The organism is Luteibacter sp. (assembly GCF_036500425.1).
Taxonomy (GTDB): Bacteria; Pseudomonadota; Gammaproteobacteria; order Xanthomonadales; family Rhodanobacteraceae; genus Luteibacter.
This window is the reverse complement of record NZ_DASYCB010000004.1, coordinates 1-22,090: the sequence shown is the minus strand read 5'-3', so window position 1 is coordinate 22,090 and position 22,090 is coordinate 1. Positions and strand designations below refer to the sequence as shown.

At 64.4% G+C, this 22,090-nt stretch carries 20 protein-coding genes and 1 pseudogene; 15 read left to right on the top strand and 6 right to left on the bottom strand.

Annotated features, from left to right (window positions below):
* Positions 1–45 precede the first annotated feature (45 nt).
* A complete protein-coding gene (locus tag VGN46_RS01080) occupies positions 46–1,359 on the bottom strand; it encodes an APC family permease (RefSeq protein ID WP_331639695.1) in 1,314 nt (437 codons plus the stop codon).
* Between the two features lie 136 nt (positions 1,360–1,495).
* Between VGN46_RS01080 and VGN46_RS01075 the strand changes: the two genes are divergently transcribed.
* The 3 genes from VGN46_RS01075 to murD are packed head-to-tail and all read left to right on the top strand — an operon-like array spanning position 1,496 to position 6,793.
* Positions 1,496–4,108 carry a bifunctional aspartate kinase/diaminopimelate decarboxylase gene (locus tag VGN46_RS01075; protein ID WP_331639693.1) on the top strand — a complete coding sequence of 871 codons (2,613 nt, stop codon included), beginning with the start codon at positions 1,496–1,498 and terminating at the stop codon, positions 4,106–4,108.
* Positions 4,105–5,454: a UDP-N-acetyl-alpha-D-muramoyl-L-alanyl-L-glutamate epimerase gene (gene murL / locus VGN46_RS01070; protein ID WP_331639691.1), complete on the top strand. Its 1,350-nt coding sequence runs from the start codon at positions 4,105–4,107 to the stop codon at positions 5,452–5,454. The genes VGN46_RS01075 and murL overlap by 4 nt, the downstream gene beginning before the upstream one ends.
* Positions 5,441–6,793, top strand: a complete 1,353-nt coding sequence (murD, locus tag VGN46_RS01065; RefSeq protein WP_331639689.1) for a UDP-N-acetylmuramoyl-L-alanine--D-glutamate ligase — start codon at positions 5,441–5,443, stop codon at positions 6,791–6,793. The genes murL and murD overlap by 14 nt, the downstream gene beginning before the upstream one ends.
* A 96-nt stretch (positions 6,794–6,889) precedes the next feature.
* Here murD and VGN46_RS01060 read toward each other — a convergent pair whose 3' ends face one another.
* Together VGN46_RS01060 and VGN46_RS01055 are read right to left on the bottom strand one after the other, a co-directional pair.
* Positions 6,890–7,153, bottom strand: coding sequence for a flagellar biosynthesis protein (locus VGN46_RS01060; protein ID WP_331639687.1), 264 nt, complete (start codon positions 7,151–7,153; stop codon positions 6,890–6,892).
* Positions 7,150–8,313 (bottom strand): flagellar hook-length control protein FliK, encoded by a 1,164-nt coding sequence (locus tag VGN46_RS01055; RefSeq protein WP_331639685.1) that lies wholly within the window; start codon positions 8,311–8,313, stop codon positions 7,150–7,152. Before VGN46_RS01055 ends, VGN46_RS01060 begins: the two co-directional genes overlap by 4 nt.
* Positions 8,314–8,440: 127 nt before the next feature.
* Between VGN46_RS01055 and tgt the strand changes: the two genes are divergently transcribed.
* From tgt to secF, 4 genes are all read left to right on the top strand, one after another.
* Complete coding sequence (tgt, locus tag VGN46_RS01050) at positions 8,441–9,574, top strand: tRNA guanosine(34) transglycosylase Tgt (protein ID WP_331639683.1); 1,134 nt, start codon at positions 8,441–8,443, stop codon at positions 9,572–9,574.
* Positions 9,575–9,715: 141 nt separating this feature from the next.
* Positions 9,716–10,054, top strand: a complete 339-nt coding sequence (gene yajC, locus VGN46_RS01045; protein ID WP_331639681.1) for a preprotein translocase subunit YajC — start codon at positions 9,716–9,718, stop codon at positions 10,052–10,054.
* A gap of 60 nt (positions 10,055–10,114) precedes the next feature.
* A complete protein-coding gene (secD, locus tag VGN46_RS01040; protein ID WP_331639679.1) occupies positions 10,115–11,989 on the top strand; it encodes a protein translocase subunit SecD in 1,875 nt (624 codons plus the stop codon).
* A gap of 13 nt (positions 11,990–12,002) precedes the next feature.
* Positions 12,003–12,965: a protein translocase subunit SecF gene (secF, locus tag VGN46_RS01035; protein WP_331639677.1), complete on the top strand. Its 963-nt coding sequence runs from the start codon at positions 12,003–12,005 to the stop codon at positions 12,963–12,965.
* Between the two features lie 77 nt (positions 12,966–13,042).
* On the opposite strand, the gene VGN46_RS01030 is transcribed toward secF, so the two are convergent.
* On the bottom strand, positions 13,043–13,282 hold the full coding sequence (locus VGN46_RS01030; RefSeq protein ID WP_331639675.1) for a hypothetical protein: 240 nt from the start codon (positions 13,280–13,282) through the stop codon (positions 13,043–13,045).
* Between the two features lie 274 nt (positions 13,283–13,556).
* Here VGN46_RS01030 and VGN46_RS01025 point away from each other — a divergent pair, with 274 nt between their 5' ends.
* The 5 genes and pseudogenes from VGN46_RS01025 to VGN46_RS01005 all read left to right on the top strand — a co-directional run bounded on the left by VGN46_RS01025 (position 13,557) and on the right by VGN46_RS01005 (position 17,455).
* The gene (locus VGN46_RS01025) at positions 13,557–13,880 is read left to right on the top strand and encodes a hypothetical protein (protein ID WP_331639673.1); all 324 of its coding nucleotides are present in this window, start codon (positions 13,557–13,559) and stop codon (positions 13,878–13,880) included.
* Between the two features lie 101 nt (positions 13,881–13,981).
* Positions 13,982–15,295 carry an ATP-binding protein gene (locus VGN46_RS01020; RefSeq protein ID WP_331639670.1) on the top strand — a complete coding sequence of 438 codons (1,314 nt, stop codon included), beginning with the start codon at positions 13,982–13,984 and terminating at the stop codon, positions 15,293–15,295.
* Positions 15,296–15,376: 81 nt separating this feature from the next.
* Complete coding sequence (gene motA / locus VGN46_RS01015) at positions 15,377–16,231, top strand: flagellar motor stator protein MotA (protein WP_331639668.1); 855 nt, start codon at positions 15,377–15,379, stop codon at positions 16,229–16,231.
* 6 nt (positions 16,232–16,237) lie between these two features.
* Positions 16,238–17,107 (top strand): annotated as a pseudogene (motB, locus tag VGN46_RS01010) (flagellar motor protein MotB); the annotation flags it as partial.
* Positions 17,108–17,227: 120 nt separating this feature from the next.
* Positions 17,228–17,455 carry a hypothetical protein gene (locus VGN46_RS01005; protein ID WP_331639666.1) on the top strand — a complete coding sequence of 76 codons (228 nt, stop codon included), beginning with the start codon at positions 17,228–17,230 and terminating at the stop codon, positions 17,453–17,455.
* A gap of 94 nt (positions 17,456–17,549) precedes the next feature.
* Here the strand turns inward: VGN46_RS01005 and murU are convergent, their stop codons facing one another.
* Together murU and VGN46_RS00995 are read right to left on the bottom strand one after the other, a co-directional pair.
* Positions 17,550–18,224 carry an N-acetylmuramate alpha-1-phosphate uridylyltransferase MurU gene (gene murU, locus VGN46_RS01000; protein ID WP_331639664.1) on the bottom strand — a complete coding sequence of 225 codons (675 nt, stop codon included), beginning with the start codon at positions 18,222–18,224 and terminating at the stop codon, positions 17,550–17,552.
* Positions 18,221–19,234 (bottom strand): aminoglycoside phosphotransferase family protein, encoded by a 1,014-nt coding sequence (locus VGN46_RS00995; protein ID WP_331639662.1) that lies wholly within the window; start codon positions 19,232–19,234, stop codon positions 18,221–18,223. The genes murU and VGN46_RS00995 overlap by 4 nt, the downstream gene beginning before the upstream one ends.
* A 150-nt stretch (positions 19,235–19,384) precedes the next feature.
* On the opposite strand from VGN46_RS00995, the gene VGN46_RS00990 reads away from it, so the two are divergent.
* From VGN46_RS00990 to VGN46_RS00980, 3 genes are read left to right on the top strand one after another with little or no spacing between them, the layout of a single operon-like run.
* Complete coding sequence (locus VGN46_RS00990) at positions 19,385–20,989, top strand: flavin monoamine oxidase family protein (RefSeq protein WP_331639660.1); 1,605 nt, start codon at positions 19,385–19,387, stop codon at positions 20,987–20,989.
* Entirely contained in the window at positions 20,986–21,402 is a 417-nt protein-coding gene (locus VGN46_RS00985; RefSeq protein ID WP_331639658.1) for a cytochrome c, read from the top strand. Before VGN46_RS00990 ends, VGN46_RS00985 begins: the two co-directional genes overlap by 4 nt.
* Positions 21,399–21,902, top strand: coding sequence for a RidA family protein (locus tag VGN46_RS00980; protein ID WP_331639656.1), 504 nt, complete (start codon positions 21,399–21,401; stop codon positions 21,900–21,902). Before VGN46_RS00985 ends, VGN46_RS00980 begins: the two co-directional genes overlap by 4 nt.
* Positions 21,903–22,090: the final 188 nt, after the last annotated feature.

Sequence of the window (22,090 nt, the reverse complement as noted above, 5' to 3'; positions counted from 1 at the left end):
GCTTTCCTCAGCTGAACCGGCCCATTGTGGCATCCGGCCCTTCGTTCAGCGAGCCACTTTACTGAACAGGCGTCTCCAGACGGCATAAACGGGAAGACCGGCGACCACCACGGCGCAGACCACCGCGGCGCTGAGCGGCTTGGAAAGCGAATACGCGACGACCACGCCGATGACCGTGGCGAGAAACAGCAGCGGGAGCAGTGGATAGGCCGGGGTGACGAAGCTGGGCCGTTCCTGCACATGGCGGCGGTACCAGAACAGCGTCGCGATGGTGACCGCATAAGCGGCCCAGTCGCCGAAGGCTGCAAAGTCGAGCAACTGGCCGTAATTCGCCAGCAGCACGAGGACAATGGCCCAGCCGGAGAGCGCCGCCAGTGCGATGTTCGGGGTGCGATGCTTTGGATGCAGGCGGGCGACGCTGGCGAAGAACAGACCATCTTCGCCCATCACCTGCAGCACACGGGCGCCCGCCACGAGCGTGATATTGCAGAAGCCCAGCGTGGAAACGGCGATGCCGATGGCGATGACTTTCGCGCCGGCCGCGCCGAACACCCGGCTCATGACATCGGCCGCGGGGGCCTGGCTGGTCGCGAGGCCATCGTGGCCTAGCACGGCCAGGTAAGCGTAGTTCGTCAGCACGTAAGCGGCGATCACGATCAGCATGCCCAGCACGAGGGCGCGCGGCAGCGTGCGCTGCGGGTCACGCACCTCCCCGGCGAGGTTATTGAGGTAGCTGAAACCCGAGAAGGCGAAGAGCACCGGCAGCAGCGCGCCTGCAAGATCCCCTGTGACGCTGGTCGGGTTGGCGGCCATGGCCTGGGTCGTGCCGGCGCCAGCGAAAGCGAGGCCGGTGACAACCAGTACTGCGATCGCGGCAAGCTTCAGGATGGCGAAGACGTTCTGGATCTGCGCGCCGAGGCGAATGCCAAACAGGTTGATTCCTGTCACGAAGACAAGCGCGCCTACTGCCAGGGGCTTCACGAGGCTGGGCGAGAGACCGAACACCGAGGTGGCATAACTGCCGAAGATGGTAGCGACCGCGGCGCTGCTCCCGCTGTAGATCACCAGCAGCATGGTCCAGCCGAACAGGAAGCCCGCGAGCTTGCCGAAGGCCTCACGCAGGTACACGTAGCTACCGCCGGCCTGCGGGCGCCGGGCACCCAGTTCGGCGTAGCAGAGGCAGCCCACCAGGGTGAGCAGGCCGCCGGCGACCCACAGGCCGAGCAGCACCCAGCCGGAGCTGGTGCGCTGGGCGGCGATACCCGGATTCAGGAAGATACCGCCGCCGATGATCCCGCCTACGACGATGAGGGCGGCATCCATGAGGTTGATGCGGCGGGCGTATCCGGGGGATTCCATGGGCGGCGCTTTTTCGAGGAAAGCGTGAGGATGGCGTGCGGGACAGGGGATGGGAAGGGGTCGTTGCCTTTTGTGCGTTGCGGCGCAACACTCCGGGGGTTATTTCCCGCAACCATCTAACTAACGAAAGAGAACCGTGAGCGAAAACGCAAACGCGCCGTTGCCTGCCAACGCGCCCTGGATCGTCATGAAGTTCGGCGGCACCTCTGTGGCCACTGCCGCACGCTGGCGCAATATCCTCGAGCTGGCCGCCAGCCGCCGCGCCGAAGGCGCACGCGTGCTGATCGTGGTCTCGGCCCTGTCCGGTATCACCGATGGCCTGAAACAGCTTTGCACGCACACGGAACCCAAACGCCGCTCGGATGCGGCCTCCGCACTGGCCGATCGCCACCACGCCCTGCTCGATGAGATGTCGCTGGCGCTGCCGGAAACCCTCGGTGCCCGCCTGGCGGACCTCGCGGGCTTTGCGGATGCCGGCCCGGCCGAGCTGGGTGAACTGGCCTGGCAGGCGGCGGTGCAGGCACACGGCGAGCTGATGTCCAGTGCGCTCGGTGCGGCCTTCCTCAGTGCGAACGGCCTGCCCACCACGTGGCTGGATGCGCGAGAGTGCCTGCACGCGGTGGCGCTGCCGAACCAGAACGAGCGCACTCGCGTGCTTTCCGCCATGGTCGAGCCGCACCCGGATCCGGCCTTGTCGGTGGCGCTTGCCTCGCGTGGTGAGGTCTTCATCACCCAGGGCTTCATTGCCCGCGACGAGGCAGGCCGCACGGTGCTGCTTGGGCGGGGTGGTTCGGATACCTCGGCGGCGTATTTCGGTGCCTTGCTGGCGGCGGCTCGGGTTGAGATCTGGACCGACGTGGCTGGCATGTTCACCGCGAACCCGCGGCAGGTCGCCGGCGCGCGACTGCTGCAGCGCCTCGACTATGAAGAAGCCCAGGAAATCGCCTCGACCGGCGCGAAGGTGCTGCACCCGCGTTGCCTCTCGCCGCTGCGCGAGCCGCGCGTGCCGTTGCTGGTAAAAGACACCAACCGGCCTGAACTCGAAGGTACGGTGATCGGCCCCGAAGTGCGTGAGCACGCGCCGAGCATCAAGGCGATCAGCGCGCGCAAGGGCATCACCCTGGTCTCGATGGAATCGGTCGGCATGTGGCAGCAGGTCGGCTTCCTTGCCGACGTGTTCGATGCGTTCAAGCGCCACGGCCTGTCGGTGGATCTGATCGGTTCGGCGGAAACCAACGTGACGGTTTCGCTGGATCCCACGGAAAACCTGCTCGATTCCGATGCGATCGCCGCGCTCGCCGCCGACCTTGCCCGCGTCTGCCGGGTCAAGGTCATCGCGCCGTGCGCTGCCATCACCCTGGTGGGGCGTGGCATGCGTTCCATGCTGCACAAGCTCTCGGGCGTGCTGGCTGAGTTTGGCCAACTACGCGTGCACCTCATTTCGCAGTCGTCCAACAACCTCAACCTCACGTTCGTGGTGGATGAAGACGTGGTCGACGAGATGCTACCCCGCCTGCATGAACTGTTGATTGGTGCGGGTGCGCTGCGCACCGACGACAGCATGGTGTTCGGCCCCGCCTGGCAATCGCTCTACGGCAGCGGCGAAACCGCGCTGCCCGCGGCCGCCTGGTGGCACGCCGAACGCCCGCGCCTGCTCCAGCTGGCGGAGGAGCGCACGCCGCGCTACGCCTACCACCTGCCTACCGTGCGCGCGCAAGCGCGTAAGGTGCAATCGCTACAGGCGATCGATCGTGCGCACTATGCGGTCAAGGCCAATACCCACCCGGGCATCCTCAAGGTGTTGGCGGAAGAGGGCTTCGCCTTCGAATGCGTGTCGCCGGGTGAGCTCGAAGCCGTGTCGGCGGCCGTGCCGGAAAGCACGCCGTTGTTGTTCACGCCCAACTTCGCCGCGCGCCGCGATTTCGAAGCCGCGTTGAAGACCCGTGCCACGATCACCATTGATGCGCTGCATCCGGTCGAGCATTGGGGCGATCTGTTCCAGGGTCGCGATATCGTGTTGCGCGTCGACCTGGGGCGAGGCCTGGGCCACCACCAGAAGGTGAAGACCGGTGGTACCGGCAGCAAGTTCGGCGTACCGATCGAGCAGGTCGATCGCTTCCTGCGCCTGGCTGATGATGCGGGCGCCCGAGTGATCGGCCTGCACGCTCACCTCGGCTCCGGCATCCTCGATGCCGCGCACTGGGGTGAGGTGTATTCGCAGCTGGCCGCACTGGCCGAACGCATCGGCACGATCAACGTGCTGAACATCGGTGGCGGCCTCGGCGTGCCTTCGCACCCGGGCGAAACCGAGCTGGACATGCTGGCGCTCGACCGCGTCCTGATGGCCGTGCGCCAGGCCTACCCGCAGTTCCAGGTGTGGATGGAGCCGGGCCGGTTCCTGGTGGCCGATGCTGGCGTGCTGCTGGCCAGGGTGACCCAGGAGAAGGAGAAGGGCAGCAACATCCGCTACCTGGGCCTGGATACCGGCATGAACAGCCTGATCCGTCCGGCCCTGTACGATGCTTGGCACGAGATCGCGAACCTGTCCCGATTTGGCGAGGCGGCGACCACCATGTACCAGGTGGTGGGCCCGATCTGCGAGTCAGGCGATATCCTTGGTTCCGACCGACGCTTGCCCGAATCGTTTGAGGATGACGTGATACTTATTGCACAGGGAGGCGCCTACGGCGCCGTGATGGCGTCGCGCTACAACCTGCGCGACGCAGCCGACGAGGTGCTTTTGCCGTGACCACCGTGTTTGCCGATCCACGCGAAAGCCAGCGCTTCCGCTTCGTCCGCCATACGTACGCTGATGGTGTGGCGGAGCTGGCGTATGCCTTCGACGATGGTCAGGAACTGGTTGAGAGGATCACCTTCCCGGGTGCACCGGCGATCCCGGCGGGGCGTGAGGCGGCGTTCGCCGCTGCCCTGCGCCTGCTCCACCTCGTGGCCGGGGTCAGCTACTACAAGGCTGGCATCCCGCCCACCCTGGTGGTGGAAGGCGAGCCGCTGGACGAGGCGGGCGCGGTGATGTTCGACGCGCTCTACCTGCATGGCCTGGCCGAGTTCGCCTATCGGAACCGCCTGGACCTGCGTGGCCGCATTCGCTTTCCGCACAACGGCGTGAAGACCGGTTCCGCAGCGGTGATCGGCTTGCCGAAGCGCTCGCTGCTGCCTATGGGTGGCGGCAAGGATTCGGTGGTCGCCGTCGAAGCCGTGAAGTCGATCGGTGCGGATGCCACCGCGGTATGGGTCGGTAATTCGCCGCTTATCGCCGAGTGCGCCTTGCGCACGGGCCTGTCCACCCTGAATATCTCGCGCGAACTCGCGCCGGGGTTGTTCGAACTGAACCGCCTCGGCGCGTGGAACGGGCACATCCCGGTCACTGCCATCAACTCCGCCATCCTAGTGGTGGCGGCGGTGCTGTACGGCTACGACTCCATCGTGTTCGCGAACGAGCGCTCCGCCTCGGTCGCCACACTGGAATACGAAGGCCAGGAAGTGAACCACCAGTGGAGCAAGGGCTTCGGTTTCGAGAAGACCTTCCACGATTACGTGCACTCGCAGGTGGCGGCCGATCTCGATTATTGCTCGCTGTTGCGCCCGTGGTCGGAACTAGCCGTCACCAGCGCGTTCGCGCGACTCGGTGGCGACTACTTCAATGTGTTTTCCAGCTGCAACCGGAACTTCCGGATCCTTGGGCCGAAGCCTGCCGATCGCTGGTGTGGGCAGTGCCCGAAGTGCCACTTCGTGTTCCTGGCAATGGCGCCGTTCATGCCCAAGCCGCGCCTGCTACAGATCTTCGGCCGCAACCTGCTCGATGATACCGACCTGGCGGAAGCGTTCGATGCGCTGCTGGAATACCGCGACCACAAACCGTTTGAGTGCGTGGGTGAAGGCGCGGAAGCACGCGCCGCCTTGCATGCCCTGGCCAGCCGGCCGGAATGGCAGGAGGACGCGCTGGTGGCGCGTTTCCGTCGGGAGATTCTTCCCCAGCTGGACGAGTCGGAACTGGCACTGGAGCCGTGGTTGAAGCCCGGCGCGTCCCACCTGGTGCCGTCGCGCCTGCTCGGAGCGCTGGATGCGTTGGGCTGAGCTCAGTGGTAAGCGCGTCGCCGTGTGGGGTTTTGGTCGTGAAGGCCGCGCCGCGCTGGATGCGCTTGCGTGGCGCTTGCCGGGGCAGGCCGTGGATGTGTATGTCGGCGAGGATGAAGCAGGTGCCGCGACGGCGGCCTATCCGCACGTTGGTGTGATCGCCACGCCGCCCGACGTCGAGACGCTCTCGCGCTACGACATCGTGATCAAGTCACCGGGCATCTCCGCCTATAAGCCTGAGCTGCTGGGCGCACAAGCGGCGGGTACGCGGTTCACCTCGGGCACGGCGTTGTGGTTCGGCGGCCATGCCGGGGCGCGCAGCGTGGCTGTCACCGGGACCAAGGGCAAGAGCACCACCTCCGCGCTGATCGCACACCTCGCGCGTTCGTTGGGCGTGCGCACCGCGCTTGCCGGCAACATCGGCCTGCCGCTTCTGGAACTGGACGACGGCGAGGCGGACCTGTGGGTCATCGAGCTGTCGAGCTTCCAGACCAGTGAGGCGCTGGGCGTCGATCTCGGTGTCGTGACCAGCCTGTACGAAGAGCACCTCGACTGGCACGGCTCACGCGAGCGCTATGTGGATGACAAGCTGAAGCTGCTAGCCGCGTCGTCGCGGGTACTGGTCAACGCCATGCAGCCTGCCTTGCTGGCGCGCGCCAGCAAGCACCCGGGGTTAAACACATTTGGTGCTGTCGCCGGCTGGCACGTCGCCGACGGCTGGATCCGGCGCGGCGACGAGGCGGTGATCCATGCTGACCAGGTCGCCGCGCCGGGTTTGCACAATGCGATCAATGCGTGTGCTGCGCTGGCGGCGCTTGAGCTCATGGGGCTCGATGCCCGGGCCGCGGCACCTGCGCTCGCGAGCTTCGTGCCGTTGCCCCACCGCTTGCAGCCGTTGGGCGACCACGATGGCGTGCGCTGGATCAACGATTCAATCAGCACCACGCCGCTGGCCAGCCTGGCCGCACTGGAAAGTATTCACGACAAGCACGTGGCGCTGATCGTGGGCGGCCACGACCGTGGCCTGGACTGGACGGTGTTCGTCGATGCCATGCGCGTGCATGCGCCCGACGCGATCATCTGCCAGGGCAGGAATGGTCCGCGCATCGCTGATGCACTGGAAGCCGCTGGCGTCGCGAACGTGTTTCGCGCTACCGATCTTGCCGCTGCCGTAGGCGCCGCGCGCGCGGCGCTAAACGGCGGAGGCACGGTCGTGCTTTCTCCCGGCGCACCGAGCTTCGATCAGTTCAAGGATTACGCCGACCGCGGCAAGCGCTTCGCGGAAATGGCTGGCTTTGAAGCCAAGGCCGCAAGCATCCAGGGTCTCGGAATCGTGTGATCGCGTGCAAGCACGCTCCTACAACAGCCGCCACGTAGCAAGGTTTTGTAGGAGCGCGCTTGCGCGCGATGGGTACGAAGCGGTGATGCCGCTCACTTAATCGTGCGTTGCGTTCAACAGCGTGCCAACGACGGCCGAGAGCGCCGCATACAGCTCCTTCGGCACATCGTCACGTAAACGCACGGCCGCCAGCAGTGTCGCGATCTGCGGATCGAGATGCGGCGCCAGGCCCAGGGCCTGCGCACGCTCCAGTAACGCCTTCACGCCATCGGCATCGATACGCTGGGTGTTGCCGTTACTGGTAGGCGAGGCCATCCGCAGCGTGACGCTGCGGCGCGGGGAAGGGAGCTGCTGGGTCATGCGCGTGCTTCGAGGAGGACGGCGCTATAGGCGTTCGTCGGCACGGGAAGGCCGTGCATACAGGCAAAGTGATCAAGCTGCAGGTGGCTCTTCTCGAGCACCCGGCGCAGCGTGGTGAATTCGTTCTCAAGGCGCGCCACGGTCTCGGGGTACTGCGCCCACAGGCGCACGGTGACACGCGTGCCACGTAGCTGCACTTCGCCCTGCACGGCGCCCAGCGTCGGCGGATCGATCGCAAAACCCACGGTCCACATGCCTTCCGGCTCGCCTGCGGAAGGTTTGCCTTCCTCGATGCGCAACTGGAGCACGTCGTACCCGCGAACCCCGGTCAGCGGGATCTCGACCATCCACAGGCCGGCATGCGGTTGCGATTCGAGCTGGCCGATCTCGACCCGTGACAGCGCCGCGCGTACGTCGGTGCGCAAGTGAGCCACCAGGCCGTCGGCGGTTTCTTCATCCGCGAGCAGTTCCTCGGCGCGCGGTTGCGCGACCAGGGCGCGCTGCGCGAGCGGGGGCGGGGTGTCGGTGAACGGGCGTGATGGCGCCTGGATCATGGCCTGGCGCGTCTGTGGAATATCGGTAAGCGCCCGGCGCAGGTTGAGCAACGCCGCCTTGAAGTCATCCGCCGCCGGCGCGTTTTCGCGCGGCTCGGCGAGGTGGGCCTCAAGGAATGTGCCGCTCTTGGCGATCGCCTGCTTCATGCCCTCGGGCGTACCCAGATCCTCCGGCTTGCTGATCGAGGCTTCCAGCGTAGCCAGGGCCGTACGCAATGGTTCCGGCAGCACCCGGGCAATGGGCCGGCGGGCGAGGGTGGACAGCACGCTCAGTAGTTGTGAGTAGCCGTTCTGCATGGGCAGGCGCTCGCGCAGGCCCTGCATGGCGACGCGCTCGTCGGTGTTCCCGGGCACGATCTCCAGTTGCGGCTGGGCGCCCTGGGTCATCACCCGGACCTGGAATTGCTGCGGTAATGAAGTACCTGCCGCATCGGCCTCGACGGTCATGCCGCCGATATCAAGGAGCACCTTGCCCACATCGGTCTGCGCCAGCAGCCGGGCAGACAGCAGGGTGCCCACCGCCCAGCTCTGGGTAGTGGCTGCCGTGGTACCCGCGACCGCACCGGCCCAAAGCTGGGCGGCGAGGCTGGTTGGCTGGATGATCAAGGGCAGGTCCTCCGCGGGCCTGGGCGGCATCCCTGATGGATGCGCTCCTGTGTGTTCGTAAGAATCGGCTGATCCGGGGAAATCTTTAGGTGAAGGGAGGGCAGTCGGTACGGGTTAGAATGGGCGGATGAGTAACCTCCCTTTCGAACTCCTCGCCACCGATGGCGCGGCGCGGCGTGGCCGACTGCGCTTCGGCCGCGGCACGGTGGAAACGCCCGCCTTCATGCCCGTGGGCACCTATGGCTCGGTCAAGGCCATGACTCCGCGTGACGTGCGCGATACCGGCGCCGAGATCATCCTTGGCAACACCTTTCATCTGTTCCTGCGTCCGGGCCTGGATATCGTGGGCCGGTTCGGCGGCCTGCATAAGTTCATCGGCTGGGATCGTCCGATCTTGACCGATTCTGGTGGCTTCCAGGTCTTTTCACTGGCGCATAAGCGCAAGATCACGGAAGAAGGCGTCACGTTCGCCTCACCGGTCGATGGTTCGAAGGTCTTCCTCTCGCCGGAAGTCTCCATGGAGATCCAGACGGTGCTGGATTCCGACGTGGCCATGATCTTCGACGAGTGCACCCCGTACCCGGCCACGGAGAAGGTGGCTTCGGACTCGATGGAGCTGAGCCTGCGCTGGGCCGAGCGCTCGCGCCGGGCCTTCAATGACCTGAAGAATCCGAACAACCTGTTTGGCATCGTCCAGGGCAGCACCTACGAGAACCTGCGCCGCCGCTCGGTCGAGCAACTGGTCGAGATCGGCTTCGATGGCTATGCCGTGGGTGGTCTGGCCGTGGGTGAGCCGGAGGCCGAGCGCAATCACACCCTGGATTTCACCCTGCCGCTGCTGCCGAAGGACCGCCCGCGTTACCTGATGGGCGTGGGCCGGCCGGAAGACATCGTCGAGGCCGTGCGCCGCGGCATCGACATGTTCGATTGCGTGATGCCGACCCGGAACGCCCGGAATGGCTTCCTGTTCACCGATGAAGGCACGTTGCGCATCCGTAACGCGAAGTTCGCGACCGATACCCGCGTGATCGAGGAGGGTTGTGACTGCTACGCCTGTGCCAATGGCTTCAGCCGTGCCTACCTGCGCCACCTCGATCGCTGCAACGAGATCCTGGGCAGCCAGCTCGCCACCATGCACAACCTCCGTCACTACCAGCGCCTGATGACCGGCCTGCGTAGCGCGATCGAGGCGGGCACCCTCGATGATTTCGTGATGGCGTTCTATGCGGCGCGTCGCAAAGCCGAGGTCGACGGGGCATAAAGAGCCTTGCGGGGCGCATGCCGCGCCCCCAAAGCCTTTGTTGACGCGGTACACCGCCGCCGGGGGGCGTGGCATAATCCACGATCTTTTTACGCGAACAGCCGCTTTTTCTTGGCTGTTCCACGACTTGCGAGAAATCTGATGAGCCCTGTGACGTTCGCTGCCATTGCCCAGGCCGCCCCGGCCGCCGCCCCCCAGGGCGCATTCGGCCTTTCGCCGCTCATCATGATGGCGGTGCTGTTCGGCATCTTCTACTTCATGATGATCCGCCCGCAGATGAAGCGTCAGAAGGAGCATCGCGCCCTGCTGTCCGCCCTGGCCAAGGGCGACGAAGTGGTGATGAACGGCGGTCTCGCCGGTCGCATCGAGGAAGTAGGCGATGCCTTCGTCAAGGTCGAGATCGCCCCGGGCGTGGTCGTCCAGATGCAGAAGGGTGCTGTCACCCAGGTGCTGCCGAAGGGCAGCCTCAAGAAGAACTGAGTTTTCTCTCAGACGCGTCAGCCGCGGCCGCTGGGCGGTCGCTTTCACGGAATGTAAGGCATGAGTGATTTTCCACGCTGGAAGTACGCGCTGGTTGTGATCGTGTTGCTCGTCGGCATCGTTTACGCGTTGCCGAACGTCTTCCCGCCGCAGCCGGCGGTGCAGATCTCGGGTAACCGTGGCGCGACGGTTGACGCGGCATTGAAGGGCAAGGTCGATACGTTGCTGGCCACTGCAAAGGTGCCGGCCGTTTCGGTCGATGTAAACGAAAAGGATGGTCGCCTGCTGGCCCGCTTCGGTAACGCCGATCAGCAGGCCAAGGCATCCGACGCCCTGCGCGTCGGTTTGGGCGATGACTACACGGTGGCGCTGAATCTCGCCTCCACCGTACCGTCGTGGCTGCGCAGCATCAATGCGAACTCGATGCCGCTCGGTCTCGATCTGCAGGGTGGCGTGCACTTCCTGATGGAAGTCGATCAGAACGCCGTGATCGACACGCAGGAAAGCCGCTACACGGACGACATCCGTGCACTGCTGCACGACAAGAACGTGCAGTACGACTCGGTGACCCGCAACGCGCGCGGCCAGGGCGTCAACGTGGTGCTGCGTACGGACGCGGACCGCCAGAAGGCGGCGTCGCTGATCGGTGCCGACTATCCCGACCTCGTGGTCAACGATGGTGCGTCCAGCGGTACCCGCTTCGTGCTTAATGCCACCGTGAAGCCGGCGAAGGCGCGTGAACTGGCCCAGGGCACGATCACCCAGAACGTCACGACGCTGCGTCAGCGCGTCAACCAGCTTGGCGTGTCCGAGCCGCTGATCCAGCAGCAGGGTGCGAACCAGATCATCGTGGACCTCGCGGGCGTCCAGGATACGGCCGAAGCCAAGAAGATCATCGGCGCGACGGCGACGCTGCAGTACCGCGCAGGCCTGTATACGCCGCAGCAGGCAATGGAGGCGGCTCGTTCGGGTAGCGTCCCGCCGGATGCCAAACTGTACTTCGGTCGTGACCACCAGCCTTACTTGCTCAGCAAGAAGATCATTGCCAGCGGCGATGAGCTCATCACCGCCGTATCTGGCCGCGACACGACGAACGGCACGCCGAACGTCAGCGTCACGCTGAACACGGCCGGCGCGCGCAAGATGCAGGAGTTCACCAACGATAACGTCGGCAAGCCGATGGCGGTGCTCTATATCACGCGCACGCTCGAGACCAGGATGGTCGACGGCAAGGAAGTGAAGACGCCGAAGATCGCCGAAGAGGTCATCAACTACGCCAACATCAGCGGCCCGTTCGGTAAGCAGTTCTCGACCAACGGCCTGCCGTCGGACAACGAGGCCTCCGAGCTTGCCCTGCTGTTGCGTGGCGGTTCGCTGGCGGCACCGGTCGATATTGTCAGTGAAAGCGTGATTGGTCCGAGCCTCGGCGCGGAAAATATCGACAAGGGCTTCAAGGCGGTGATGCTCGGCCTCGGCCTGGTGCTGCTCGCCTCGGCGATCTACTACAAGCTCTTCGGCCTTGTCGCAGACGTGGCGCTGTTCTTCAACCTGGTCCTGCTCGTCGCCGTCATGTCGGCGATCGGCGTGACCCTGACGATGCCCGGCATCGCCGGTATCGTGCTGACGCTGGGTATGGCGATTGACGCCAACGTGCTGATCTGCGAACGCATCCGCGAAGAACTGCGCAACGGCTCGTCGCCGCTCGCCTCGATCCGCACGGGTTACGACAAGGCATGGGCGACCATTCTCGATGCCAACGTCACCCATCTTCTGGCCGCACTCGGCCTGATGACGATGGGCTCGGGTCCGATCAAGGGCTTCGGCGTCACGCTGTTCATCGGTATCCTCACCTCGATGTTCACTTCGGTGACCGTCACTCATGCCATCACGGCGCTGATCCACGGCGGCCGCAAGCTCAAGACGCTGTCGGTCTGAGGGGACATACGCCATGGAAATTTTCAACCACAACGCTAATTTCAACTTCCTGGGCCTGCGCCGGTTCTCCATTGGCCTGGCCGTGTTGCTCATGGTCGCCTCGGTGGCGCTCATCCTGACGAAGGGGTTCAACTACGGCCAGGACTTCCAGGGCGGTGTTGCAGTCAACGTGGCCTACCAGAATCCGGTCGACACGAATGACGTTCGCCAGGTCCTGACCAAGGCTGGCCTCGAGAATCCGCTCGTGCAGGCGGTCGGCGGTACGCGTGAAGTCACGGTGCGCCTGCAGCCCAAGGATGACCACGGCTCGACCGGTCTCTCTGGCGACGAGGCGGCGACCAAGGTGTCGAATGACATCATGGCAGCGATCAAGTCCGTGCGTCCCGATGCCACCATGAAGAGTAAGTCCTTCGTGGGTCCTCAGGTCGGCGAAGAACTCCGGTCGGATGGTATCTACGCGGTCCTGTTCGTCATCATCGGCATCATGGGCTACCTGTGGATCCGCTTCGAGAAGCGCTTCGCCATCGCGGCGCTGGCCACCGAAGTCCACGACGTGCTGGTCACCCTGGGCATCTTCGCGCTGACCCAGCGTGAGTTCGACCTGACGGTGCTGGCCTCGGTGCTGGCGGTGGTCGGTTACTCGATCAACGACAAGGTGGTGGTGTTCGACCGCGTCCGCGAACTGTTCCGTTCGAGCCGTAACGCCACGCCGGAAGAAGTGCTGAACCGTTCGATCAACAGCACGCTGTCGCGAACCATCATTACCTCGCTGTTCACCGGCATCACCATGGCGGCGCTGTTCTTCTTTGGCGGCTCCGTGGTGCATGGCTTCGCCATCACCATGCTGATCGGCATCCTGGTGGGTACGCTGTCCTCGATCTTCGTGGCCAGCCCGATCCTCCTCTGGCTCGGTGTCTCCAAGCAGGACCTGATGCCGCGCTCCAAGGAAGATCCGGCCCTGGAGCGCCGCCCGTAAGGGTTGCCGCGCCCCAGAACGGAAAAACCCGCCGAAAGGCGGGTTTTTCTTTTTGCATGTACGTCCCAGCCCTGGGATCAGAAATCTTCGCTGTCCTCGTTGGCGCCTTCGGCATCGTTCGCAAGCGTGACGACGACGTAGGCCGAGCCCACGAGCGAACAGCAGAGCCAGGCGTAGACCATCTGGATCGCCGTCCTCGGGATGGCGGCCGCGACGCGCGGTGCCATGGCCAGGCCGACAATGCCGGCGATGGCGAGAACGGTAGCGACGGACCACGCAAGGCCGCGCGAAGGCGCCGTGGTGGTGATGACGTTCATGATGCTTAAACCCCTGCTTTCCCCTGTTTCACGGCCGTCGTGAATGCTTTGTGAGGCCGCTTGATGTAGGAAATACCCTACAAGAATCTGCGAGGCAAGTGCCGTAATCCTGAACAGATTCCTTGACACTTTAAGGGCTTGCATGCAAGAACGCCCCCAAGCTCCGGCGTACATTAGATTTTAGGGTGGCGGCCCAGGCCGCGAGCCCCTTATGCCGCGCACACGTGCGCTCCTATAAACGCCGCCTTTGGCTGGCCCCATCGACATTCCTGATATGGCAGAACGCGAGTTTCCGAATTTCACCCTGCGCAGCAGCGCCACCCGCGAAGGCTCCCGGTACACGGCGCTGCTGGGGTCCTACCCGGCTGACGGCAGTTATCCCAGCTATTTCGCGGTCTACGAAAACCGTAGCTTCCGCGACGAGGCGAGCGCGGCCGCCGCAGCCGAGAAGGCGCTCGGCCTGGTCATGGGGGTGGAGGACGATGGCGCGCCCGTATTCGCCGAAGGCGAGACCGGGTTCGATGATGACCGCGAGGATCCCCACGGGGCCCACCACGGCACCCAGCACAACGCCGAGCCCGAACCCGACGCGCACTGAGCGGGTCGCGCGCATCGCATCGGTTTTGCCTTGACAGGAGGCGGCTCCACGGTGCGTGATACTGGTGCTTGACGCCAACCGACGGGCCAGGGGCAGCGGCGATGAGTGAAGGGGAAGGGCGGTACCGCCAGTTCATCGAGGCGTCCGCCGATTGCATGAAGGAGTTAGACCGCGACGGCGTGATTCGCTACGTTGCTGGCCTCGGCTGTGTGTCGCTGGCTCCCGACGGGCCTGAGCGCCTCGTGGGCCGGCGTTGGCTCGATCTGTGGCCGCCGGAAGCGCGTGACATGGTGGCGCGCGTGCTGGATCGCGCAGCGGCGGGCGAGCGCGTGGACTTCGTAAGCCCCCGCCGGACCGCGCAGGGTACCTCGCGCTGGTGGGAGGTGATGGTGGCTCCCATCGTCGCTGACGATGAACTGGACCATTTCATCGTGATCAGCCGCGATGTCACCGAGCGGGTGGAGCTCCAGGTGGCCATCGAGTCCATCAACGCACTGCTGCAGGAGCGCCTGAACGAAACCGTCGCGCGCTCGGCTAGCGCCACCACGCAGTACGGCACGCTCATGGAGCAGTTCGAGAGCGAGCATGGGGCGCGGCGTGACGCCGAAAGCCAGCTTGCCAGCATGAACGACCAGTTGGAGATGGTCAGCCGCGCCCGTGAGCTAGCCGAGGCCTCGGCCCGGCAGGCGCAGAAACAGCAGGCCGTGGGCCAGCTCGTCAGTGGCATCGCGCACGATTTCAACAATATGTTGCAGACGGTGATCGTGAGCCTGTCCGGCTTGCAGGATGAGGCCGATGACCTCACCGCTCACCAGCGCCGTATGCTCACTTACGCGGTGGAGGGGGCGCGGCACGCCACCGCGCTTACAAGGCGCCTGCTCGCGTTCGCCCGCAACCAGCCCTCACGACCGGAACCGATCGACCTGGGCGACCTCGTGGAGAGCTTCGCGGACTTCGCGCGGCACGGTATGGGCGGTCGGGTAGGTGTCGAAGTGCTGCGCCAGCCGGGCGCCCTGCCCATATGGGTCGATCGCCACAGCATCGAGCAGGCGCTGATGAATGTGTGTCTCAACGCCCGGGACGCGATGGGCAACATGGGCGCGATCGTGCTCCAGGTGGGTGACCGCCTGACCGACGAAGGCATGCCAGGTAGCCTGCGCGAGCAGGTACCCGTGCGCCAGGTCTTCGTGTGCGTCGCCGATACCGGTGGCGGCATGTCCGATGAGGTCCGCGAGCGCCTGTTCGAACCCTATTTCACGACCAAGCAGGGCGGCTCGGGCCTCGGCCTGGCCCAGGTCTACGGTTCGGTGGCGCAGGCCGGTGGGGGCGTCGAGATCGAAAGCGACGCGGGCATCGGTACGCGGATTCGGCTGGTCTTCCCGCGCTATGCGGGAGCGCTTACCAGTGAGGTTTAAATCGTGTAGAAAGCGTGACGGAAGTCCTCAACTTCGCGCCCCAGCGGCCGATACGCCATTCGACTGGGAGGAAGTGAAGTCATGCTCGTCATTATCGGTTCGATCGTCGTCCTGGTCTCGGTGCTGGGCGGATACGTGCTTTCGCACGGCTCCATGGCCGCCCTGTGGCAGCCTTATGAATTGCTGATCATCTTTGGCGGCGCCTTGGGTGCGTTCATCAGCGCGAACCCCACGGATATCGTCAAGGCCGCGGCCCGCGATGCCGTGGGCCTGCTCAAGGGCCCGAAGTACACGAAGCAGGATTATGTTGACCTGCTTTCCCTCCTGTACGACATCTTCGTGAGGATGCGTAAGGAGGGTCAGCTGGCCATGGAGCAACACATCGAGGACCCGGCGAACAGCGCTCTGTTCGCGGCGTACCCGCGCCTGGTCGCGGAGCACCACCTCATCGATTTCATTACCGACTGCCTGCGCCTCATCGTCGGCGGCAGCATGGACCCGCACGAGCTGGAATCGTTGCTCGACGTGGAACTGGAAACTCATCACCACGAAGCCGTGACGCCGGCGCTGGCCGTGCAGAAGATGGCTGACGCGCTGCCGGGTTTCGGCATCGTGGCCGCGGTGTTGGGCATCGTGATCACCATGAAGTCCATCGACGGCGACGCCGCGGTCATCGGCGAGCATATCGCTGGCGCACTGGTCGGCACGTTCCTGGGCATCCTCTTGTCATACGGTTTCGTCGGTCCGCTTGCGGCCGGCATGGAAGCGCGCGCCAACGCCGATGGCAAAGCGTTTGAATGCGTGAAGGTGGCCTTGCTGGCCAACCTGCGCGGCTATAACCCGATGGTGGCGGTCGAGTTCGGCCGCAAGTCGCTTACGTCGTCCAGCCGGCCCACGTTCCAGGACCTCGAAGGTCACCTGAAGGCCGCGCGGTAAGCGGCCATGACGGAGCTCAAGCAGGTCATCATCGTTCGCCGGAAAAAGAAGGGCGGGCATGGCCACCACGGCGGCGCGTGGAAGGTCGCCTACGCCGACTTCGTCACGGCGATGATGGCGTTCTTCCTTGTCATGTGGCTGGTCGGTGCCGGCACCAAGCAACAGCGCGCGGCAATCTCCGAGTACTTCAAGAACCCGAGCATGACCCAGGGTCAGTCCACCATGGCACCTTCGGGCAAGATGGGCCCGGGCGGCGCGAGCACCAGCATGATCAAGCTGGGTGGTGCGCTGGATCTGCCGAAAGGCCCGGGCGACCAGGAGAAATTCGCCAAGCCCGCCACGGCAGAGGAGGCCGAAAAGCAGGCCAGGGCACAGGAAAAGAAGCGCCTCGAGCAGCTGATGAAGGACCTGCAGCAGGCGATCGCGCAGAGCCAGGCCATGGCGCCGTATAAAGACCAGTTGCTGATCGACATCACCTCGGAAGGGCTGCGCATCCAGATCGTGGATAAGCAGAACCGCCCGATGTTCGATAATGGCAGCGGCGCGCTCAAGTCGTATACCGTGCAGATCCTCCACGAGCTGGCCGGCTTCATCAACCAGGTGCCGAACCAGATCAGCATTTCCGGGCACACCGATAGCGCGCCGTATATCCGTGCCGATAGCCAGTACGGCAATTGGGAGCTCTCGGCGGATCGCGCCAACGCCGCGCGCCGTACGTTGACTGAAGGTGGGATGCAGCCCGACAAGGTCGCGCGCGTGGTGGGGCTCGCTGCATCGGTCCCGTTCGACAAGAACGATCCGGCCGCGGCCTCGAATCGCCGCATCAGCATCGTGGTCATGACCCACGACGCCGCCAGGGCAGCGTTGTCCGAGGCGACGGCGATGACGGGGCAGGCGAACTAGCCTTTCGCCGGTTTGTCATCCTGAAGTGAAAGTCACTTGAAACCGTCACGATACCCGGTCAGTATCGGAGACTCCCAGGGGGGGAGGAACACGGTGGAAAATCAAAGCAAGTTCAGAGTCGTCGCCCGCGCGGTCAAGCACCACGATGCCGCTGGTGAACAGGTCTTCCGATCGAGCTACCGCATCCTCGATCACATAGGTGAAGAGATCGACGCCGGCACCGGCACGATCGATTTCACCGACGTGACGAGCGCCTACAATGAAGCCTTTGCACTGGGGCGCGAACGCCTCCGCGAACTCGCTTCCGAAACCATCCAGTAAACCGCATCGCGCGCAAGCGCGCTCCTACAGCTGAGCCGACGCCGCTTATGTAGGAGCGCGCTTGCGCGCGATAGCCCCCGGCGCGAAATGGCCGCTACCCCACGTCTCGACGCAAACTCTCTAATTGCGCCGGGCTGCCGATATTCCGCCAGAACCCGTCATAACGCTCGCCGGACAAGCGTCCCTGCGCAATCGCACGCCGGTATATCGGCGCCAGCTTGAACGCACCGGCCGCCTCGCCTGTGACGATCTCCGGCCGATAAACACCGACGTTCCCGAAGGTCAGCCGCTTCGCGTGTGCGGGCGCAGCGTCGTCGTACAGCACGCCATCGAGCAGCGAAAAGTCGCCCTTCGGATGGAAATCCGGATTCGGCACCATCACCAGGTGGGCCAAGCCCGCCGGGGCGAGCGGCAACGTCGCATAGTCGATATCGCTCCAGATATCCGCACTCACCACGATAAACGGTTCGCTCCCCAGTAGCGGCAGTGCCTTCAACATGCCGCCGCCGGTCTCGAGCGGTGTCGGCCCTTCATACGAATAACGGAGCCGCACGCCCCAGCGCGAACCATCACCGAGCGCATCAGGAAACTGGTCAGCGAGGTGCGATGTATTGATGGCGATGTACTTCACGCCTGCCGCCGCGAGCTTTTCGATGTGATGCACGATCAGTGGCTTGCCGTGCACCTCGAGCAGGGGCTTGGGCGTGGTATCCGTCAGCGGACGCATCCGCTCGCCGCGCCCGGCGGCGAGGATGAGCGCATGCTTCATGCGGCCACCGGCACGCGGATATCGCGATCGCCGATCGTCGTGACGATGAAGTCCGCCAGCGGGGCCACATCGGCGTGGCGCCGTGCGATATCCAGTACGTATTGCAGCACGCGTGGCAGATCATTCAGGTAGCCGGCTTTGCCATCGCGGTAATACAGGCGGCAGAACAGGCCGAGGATCTTGATGTGGCGTTGCAGGCTTGCCATGTCGAACCAGCGGCGGAAGCGATCGGTGTCTACCGTTTCGTCGAGCAGGCGCGCATCTAGCAAGCGCAGGCGGTACGCCTCGACCCAGCCCTCAACATGTTCGTTATCCCAGACCACGTAGGCATCGCGCAGCAGGGATGCCAGGTCATAGGTGATCGGCCCGGACATCGCCCCCTGGAAATCGATGACGCCCGGTGAGCGGTCGCGGGTGATGAGCAGGTTACGACTGTGATAATCGCGATGCATGAACGTGCGCGGCTGCTCGGCGAGCGTATGCAGGATGACACTGAAAGCGCCTTCCACGACATCCCACTGTTCGCATTCGACGAAGACGCCTAGGTGCTTTTGTAGGAACCATGTCGGCATGATCTCCATTTCCATGACCTGCCACTCGCGGTTGAACGCGGGCAGGCCGGTGGTCTCCACGTGCATCTGCATGCGCAGCAAGGCGTCGAGCGCGTCGCCATACAGCGCATCGGCGGTCGCGTCGGTGAGTTCCGGGAGGTAGGTGCGCGTGCCAAGGTCCTCGATGAGCAGGAAGCCCTGCTCGAGGTCGGCCACCATCACCGTGGGCGTGTGCAGCCCGGCATCGTGCAGGCGCTTGCCGATCTCGACCCAAGGTGCCGGGTTTTCCTTCTCAGGTGGCGAATCCATGATGATGACCGGTTGGCCATCGACATAGCCGCGCCAGTAGCTGCGAAAGCTGGCATCGGCGGAGGCAGGCTCGAGTGCCAGGTCGGCCTGGCCCGTGGCATGGCGGGCCCAGGCCAGGCGGGCGGCGGCGCGGTCGTCGTTAGCGGTCATGCAGGCGGTCAACAAAGCTCGGATCAAACCAGCTTAGAGGGTTTGCCCGGCGCTGTCATAGCACCAGCGCGGTGCATGTCTTCCGGCCTGTTGTTGCGCGTCGCGACGTGTGGTTACTCTGTACCACCGGGGTAGCGAGGGGGTACTGGCATGGGGATCGAGAGCCCGCCCGCGTCGATCAGTCGGCGCGACCTGTTGCGGATGATTGGCGTGGCTGGCGGCAGCGCGTTGATGTACCAGGCGATGACCAACCTTGGCTTTGCCGCGGAATCCACCTACCGGCGCCCACCCCCATTGCAAGGTACGGGGAAGGGCAGTGTGCTGATCCTGGGTGCGGGCCTCGCTGGCCTCGTCGCGGCGTATGAGCTGGGCAAGGCGGGCTACGAGGTGCGGGTGCTCGAGTACAACGCGCGCGCCGGCGGCCGTAACTGGACGCTACGCGGTGGCGACACTTATACCGAACTCGGTGGCCACACCCAGACCTGCCATTTCGACAAGGGTTTGTACTTCAACCCAGGCCCGTGGCGGATCCCGTATCACCACACCGGCTTACTCGATTACTGCCATCGATTTGGCGTGCAGCTCGAACCCTTCGTCCAGGTGAATCACAACGCCTATATGCATAACCCGGAGGCCTTCGGCGGCAAGCCGCAGCGCCTGCGCGAAGTGCAGGCCGACTGGCATGGCGGTATCGCGGAACTGTTGGCCAAGGCATCCGGCAAGGGCGCCCTCGATGATCTCGCGAGCAAGGAAGACCGAGAAATCCTGCTGGAGTCGTTGCGTCAGTTCGGTGGTCTGGACAGCCAGTTCCGCTATGTTGCGGGTCGCGACAGCAGCGAACACCGCGGCTATGCCAAAGAACCCGGGGGTGGCCTGGATGGCAAGCCGGGTTTTTCGAATCCCGTGGGTATCTCGGACATCCTCAAATCCGGCCTTTGGAAGCAGCTGGGCTTGAGCGCATTGTATGAATACCAGAGCTCGCTGATGCAGCCCGTGGGTGGCATGGATGCGATTGGCAAAGCCTTCGTTCGTGAGATCCCACCGCAGGTCATTCGCTACAACAGCAAGGTGACGGCCATCGCGCAGGACGACCGCGGCGTCACTGTCACCTACGAGGACACCGGCAAACCCGGCCACGTACAGCAGGCGAAGGCGGATTGGTGCGTCTGTACGATCCCGCTCTCCATCCTCAGCCAGATACCGATCCAGGTTTCCGCGGAGAAGAGCGCGGCGATTTCCGCCGTGCCTTACATGTCGTCGGCCAAGGTGGGCCTGCAGTTCAACCGACGCTTCTGGGAAGAGGATGACCGGATCTACGGAGGCGTCACCACATCGGATACGCCGATCGGCATGATCGGTTACCCGAGCCACGGCATCGGTTCGAAGAAGGGGGTGCTACTCGGCGCCTATGCATTCTTCACCCAGGCGTACGAGTTCACCTCGCTCGACCCGGCTACGCGTGTGGCTAAAGCCGTGGAATACGGCAGCCAGATCCACCCCCAGTACAAGCAGGCGTTTGAGAACGGTATCTCCGTGGCCTGGCATCGCGTGCCTTCCACACTCGGCTGTTTTGGCTGGTGGACCGACGAGGCTCGCGAGAAGCACTACGCCAATCTGTGCTCGATGGACGGGCGCATCGTGCTGGCCGGTGAGCATGCCTCATACCTGCCGGCCTGGCAGGAAGGCGCGATCCTGTCATCGCTGGGCGCGATCGATCAGTTGCACCGAAAGGCCGTAGCCGGAGGTGCGGCATGAACGCGCGGACGCTCGGCGTTGCGTTGTTTCTCGCGGTGGGAGCCGCCAGTGCCCAGACCAACGATGCGGCGTTCCTCTCAAGCAAAGACGCGGCGCACGTGACGGGCGAGCAGATCTTCACCCATATCTGCCAGGGCTGTCATATGCCCGACGCCAAAGGCGCCGTGGGCGCGGGCCATTACCCTGCGCTCGCCGCGAATGCGAAGCTCGCCTCGGCCGCCTATCCCGCGGCCATGGTGATGAACGGCCGCGGAGGTATGCCACCGTTCGCCATGCTGCTTAATGATCAGCAGGTCGCCGACGTCGTGAACTACGTACGAACGCACTTCGGCAATCACTACACCGATGCACTCACGGCCGACCAGGTCAAGGCATTCCGCCCACCCGCACCGACTCCCGAGGGTTCCCGATGAAAGCGATCCACCCATCCTTTGTCCTTACCGCCGTGGCAGGCTGCCTCTTAGCCACACCAGCCTTTGCCGCCGATGTCGTGCGCCACAAGATTCCCAACAGTACCTTTCCCATTTCCGCCGCGGTCGAAGTGCCCGCGGGCAAGACCCTTGTATTCCTCAGCGGCACGGTACCGCCGGTAGCCGACGCGAATGCGCCGAAGGATACCCCACAGGCTTACGGCGATACGAAGACCCAGACGGTCGGTGTACTTACCTCGATCGAGAAGCAGCTCAAGGGCATGGGCCTTTCGATGGGCGACGTAGTGAAGATGCAAGTCTTCCTGGTCGGCGACCCTGGCAAGGGCGGCAAGATGGACTTCGCCGGCTTCATGACGGGGTATACGCAGTTTTTTGGGACGAAGGAGCAGCCCAACCTCCCGTCGCGTAGCGCGATGCAGGTGGCGGCCCTGGCCAGTCCGAATTTCCTGGTGGAGATCGAGGTGACCGCTGTACGCCCATGATCTTTGCAGGCGTAAAAGGTTCTTCGCGCGTTACCGGGGTCGTTCGCTGCCTCGCGCGTCGTGATCGGTTCATTCGCTGACGCGAATGCATGTCTTCATCGGTCGGGCTCGCCTTCGGCTGCGCGGGGGGCTCGGCTTCGCCATCGCGGCGGCGCTCGGACGTGGTCGCAGGAGAGCCCTCGGTGTCC

Bases quoted from the DNA above. Each gene is read 5' to 3' on its own strand.
- VGN46_RS01080 (WP_331639695.1), bottom strand. From the start codon at position 1,359: ATGGAATCCCCCGGATACGCCCGCCGCATCAACCTCATGGATGCCGCC.
- murD (WP_331639689.1), top strand. From the start codon at position 5,441: ATGCGTTGGGCTGAGCTCAGTGGTAAGCGCGTCGCCGTGTGGGGTTTT.
- VGN46_RS01060 (WP_331639687.1), bottom strand. From the start codon at position 7,153: ATGACCCAGCAGCTCCCTTCCCCGCGCCGCAGCGTCACGCTGCGGATG.
- tgt (WP_331639683.1), top strand. From the start codon at position 8,441: ATGAGTAACCTCCCTTTCGAACTCCTCGCCACCGATGGCGCGGCGCGG.
- yajC (WP_331639681.1), top strand. From the start codon at position 9,716: ATGAGCCCTGTGACGTTCGCTGCCATTGCCCAGGCCGCCCCGGCCGCC.
- secD (WP_331639679.1), top strand. From the start codon at position 10,115: ATGAGTGATTTTCCACGCTGGAAGTACGCGCTGGTTGTGATCGTGTTG.
- secF (WP_331639677.1), top strand. From the start codon at position 12,003: ATGGAAATTTTCAACCACAACGCTAATTTCAACTTCCTGGGCCTGCGC.
- VGN46_RS01030 (WP_331639675.1), bottom strand. From the start codon at position 13,282: ATGAACGTCATCACCACCACGGCGCCTTCGCGCGGCCTTGCGTGGTCC.
- VGN46_RS01025 (WP_331639673.1), top strand. From the start codon at position 13,557: ATGGCAGAACGCGAGTTTCCGAATTTCACCCTGCGCAGCAGCGCCACC.
- VGN46_RS01020 (WP_331639670.1), top strand. From the start codon at position 13,982: ATGAGTGAAGGGGAAGGGCGGTACCGCCAGTTCATCGAGGCGTCCGCC.
- motA (WP_331639668.1), top strand. From the start codon at position 15,377: ATGCTCGTCATTATCGGTTCGATCGTCGTCCTGGTCTCGGTGCTGGGC.
- murU (WP_331639664.1), bottom strand. From the start codon at position 18,224: ATGAAGCATGCGCTCATCCTCGCCGCCGGGCGCGGCGAGCGGATGCGT.
- VGN46_RS00995 (WP_331639662.1), bottom strand. From the start codon at position 19,234: ATGACCGCTAACGACGACCGCGCCGCCGCCCGCCTGGCCTGGGCCCGC.
- VGN46_RS00990 (WP_331639660.1), top strand. From the start codon at position 19,385: ATGGGGATCGAGAGCCCGCCCGCGTCGATCAGTCGGCGCGACCTGTTG.
- VGN46_RS00985 (WP_331639658.1), top strand. From the start codon at position 20,986: ATGAACGCGCGGACGCTCGGCGTTGCGTTGTTTCTCGCGGTGGGAGCC.
- VGN46_RS00980 (WP_331639656.1), top strand. From the start codon at position 21,399: ATGAAAGCGATCCACCCATCCTTTGTCCTTACCGCCGTGGCAGGCTGC.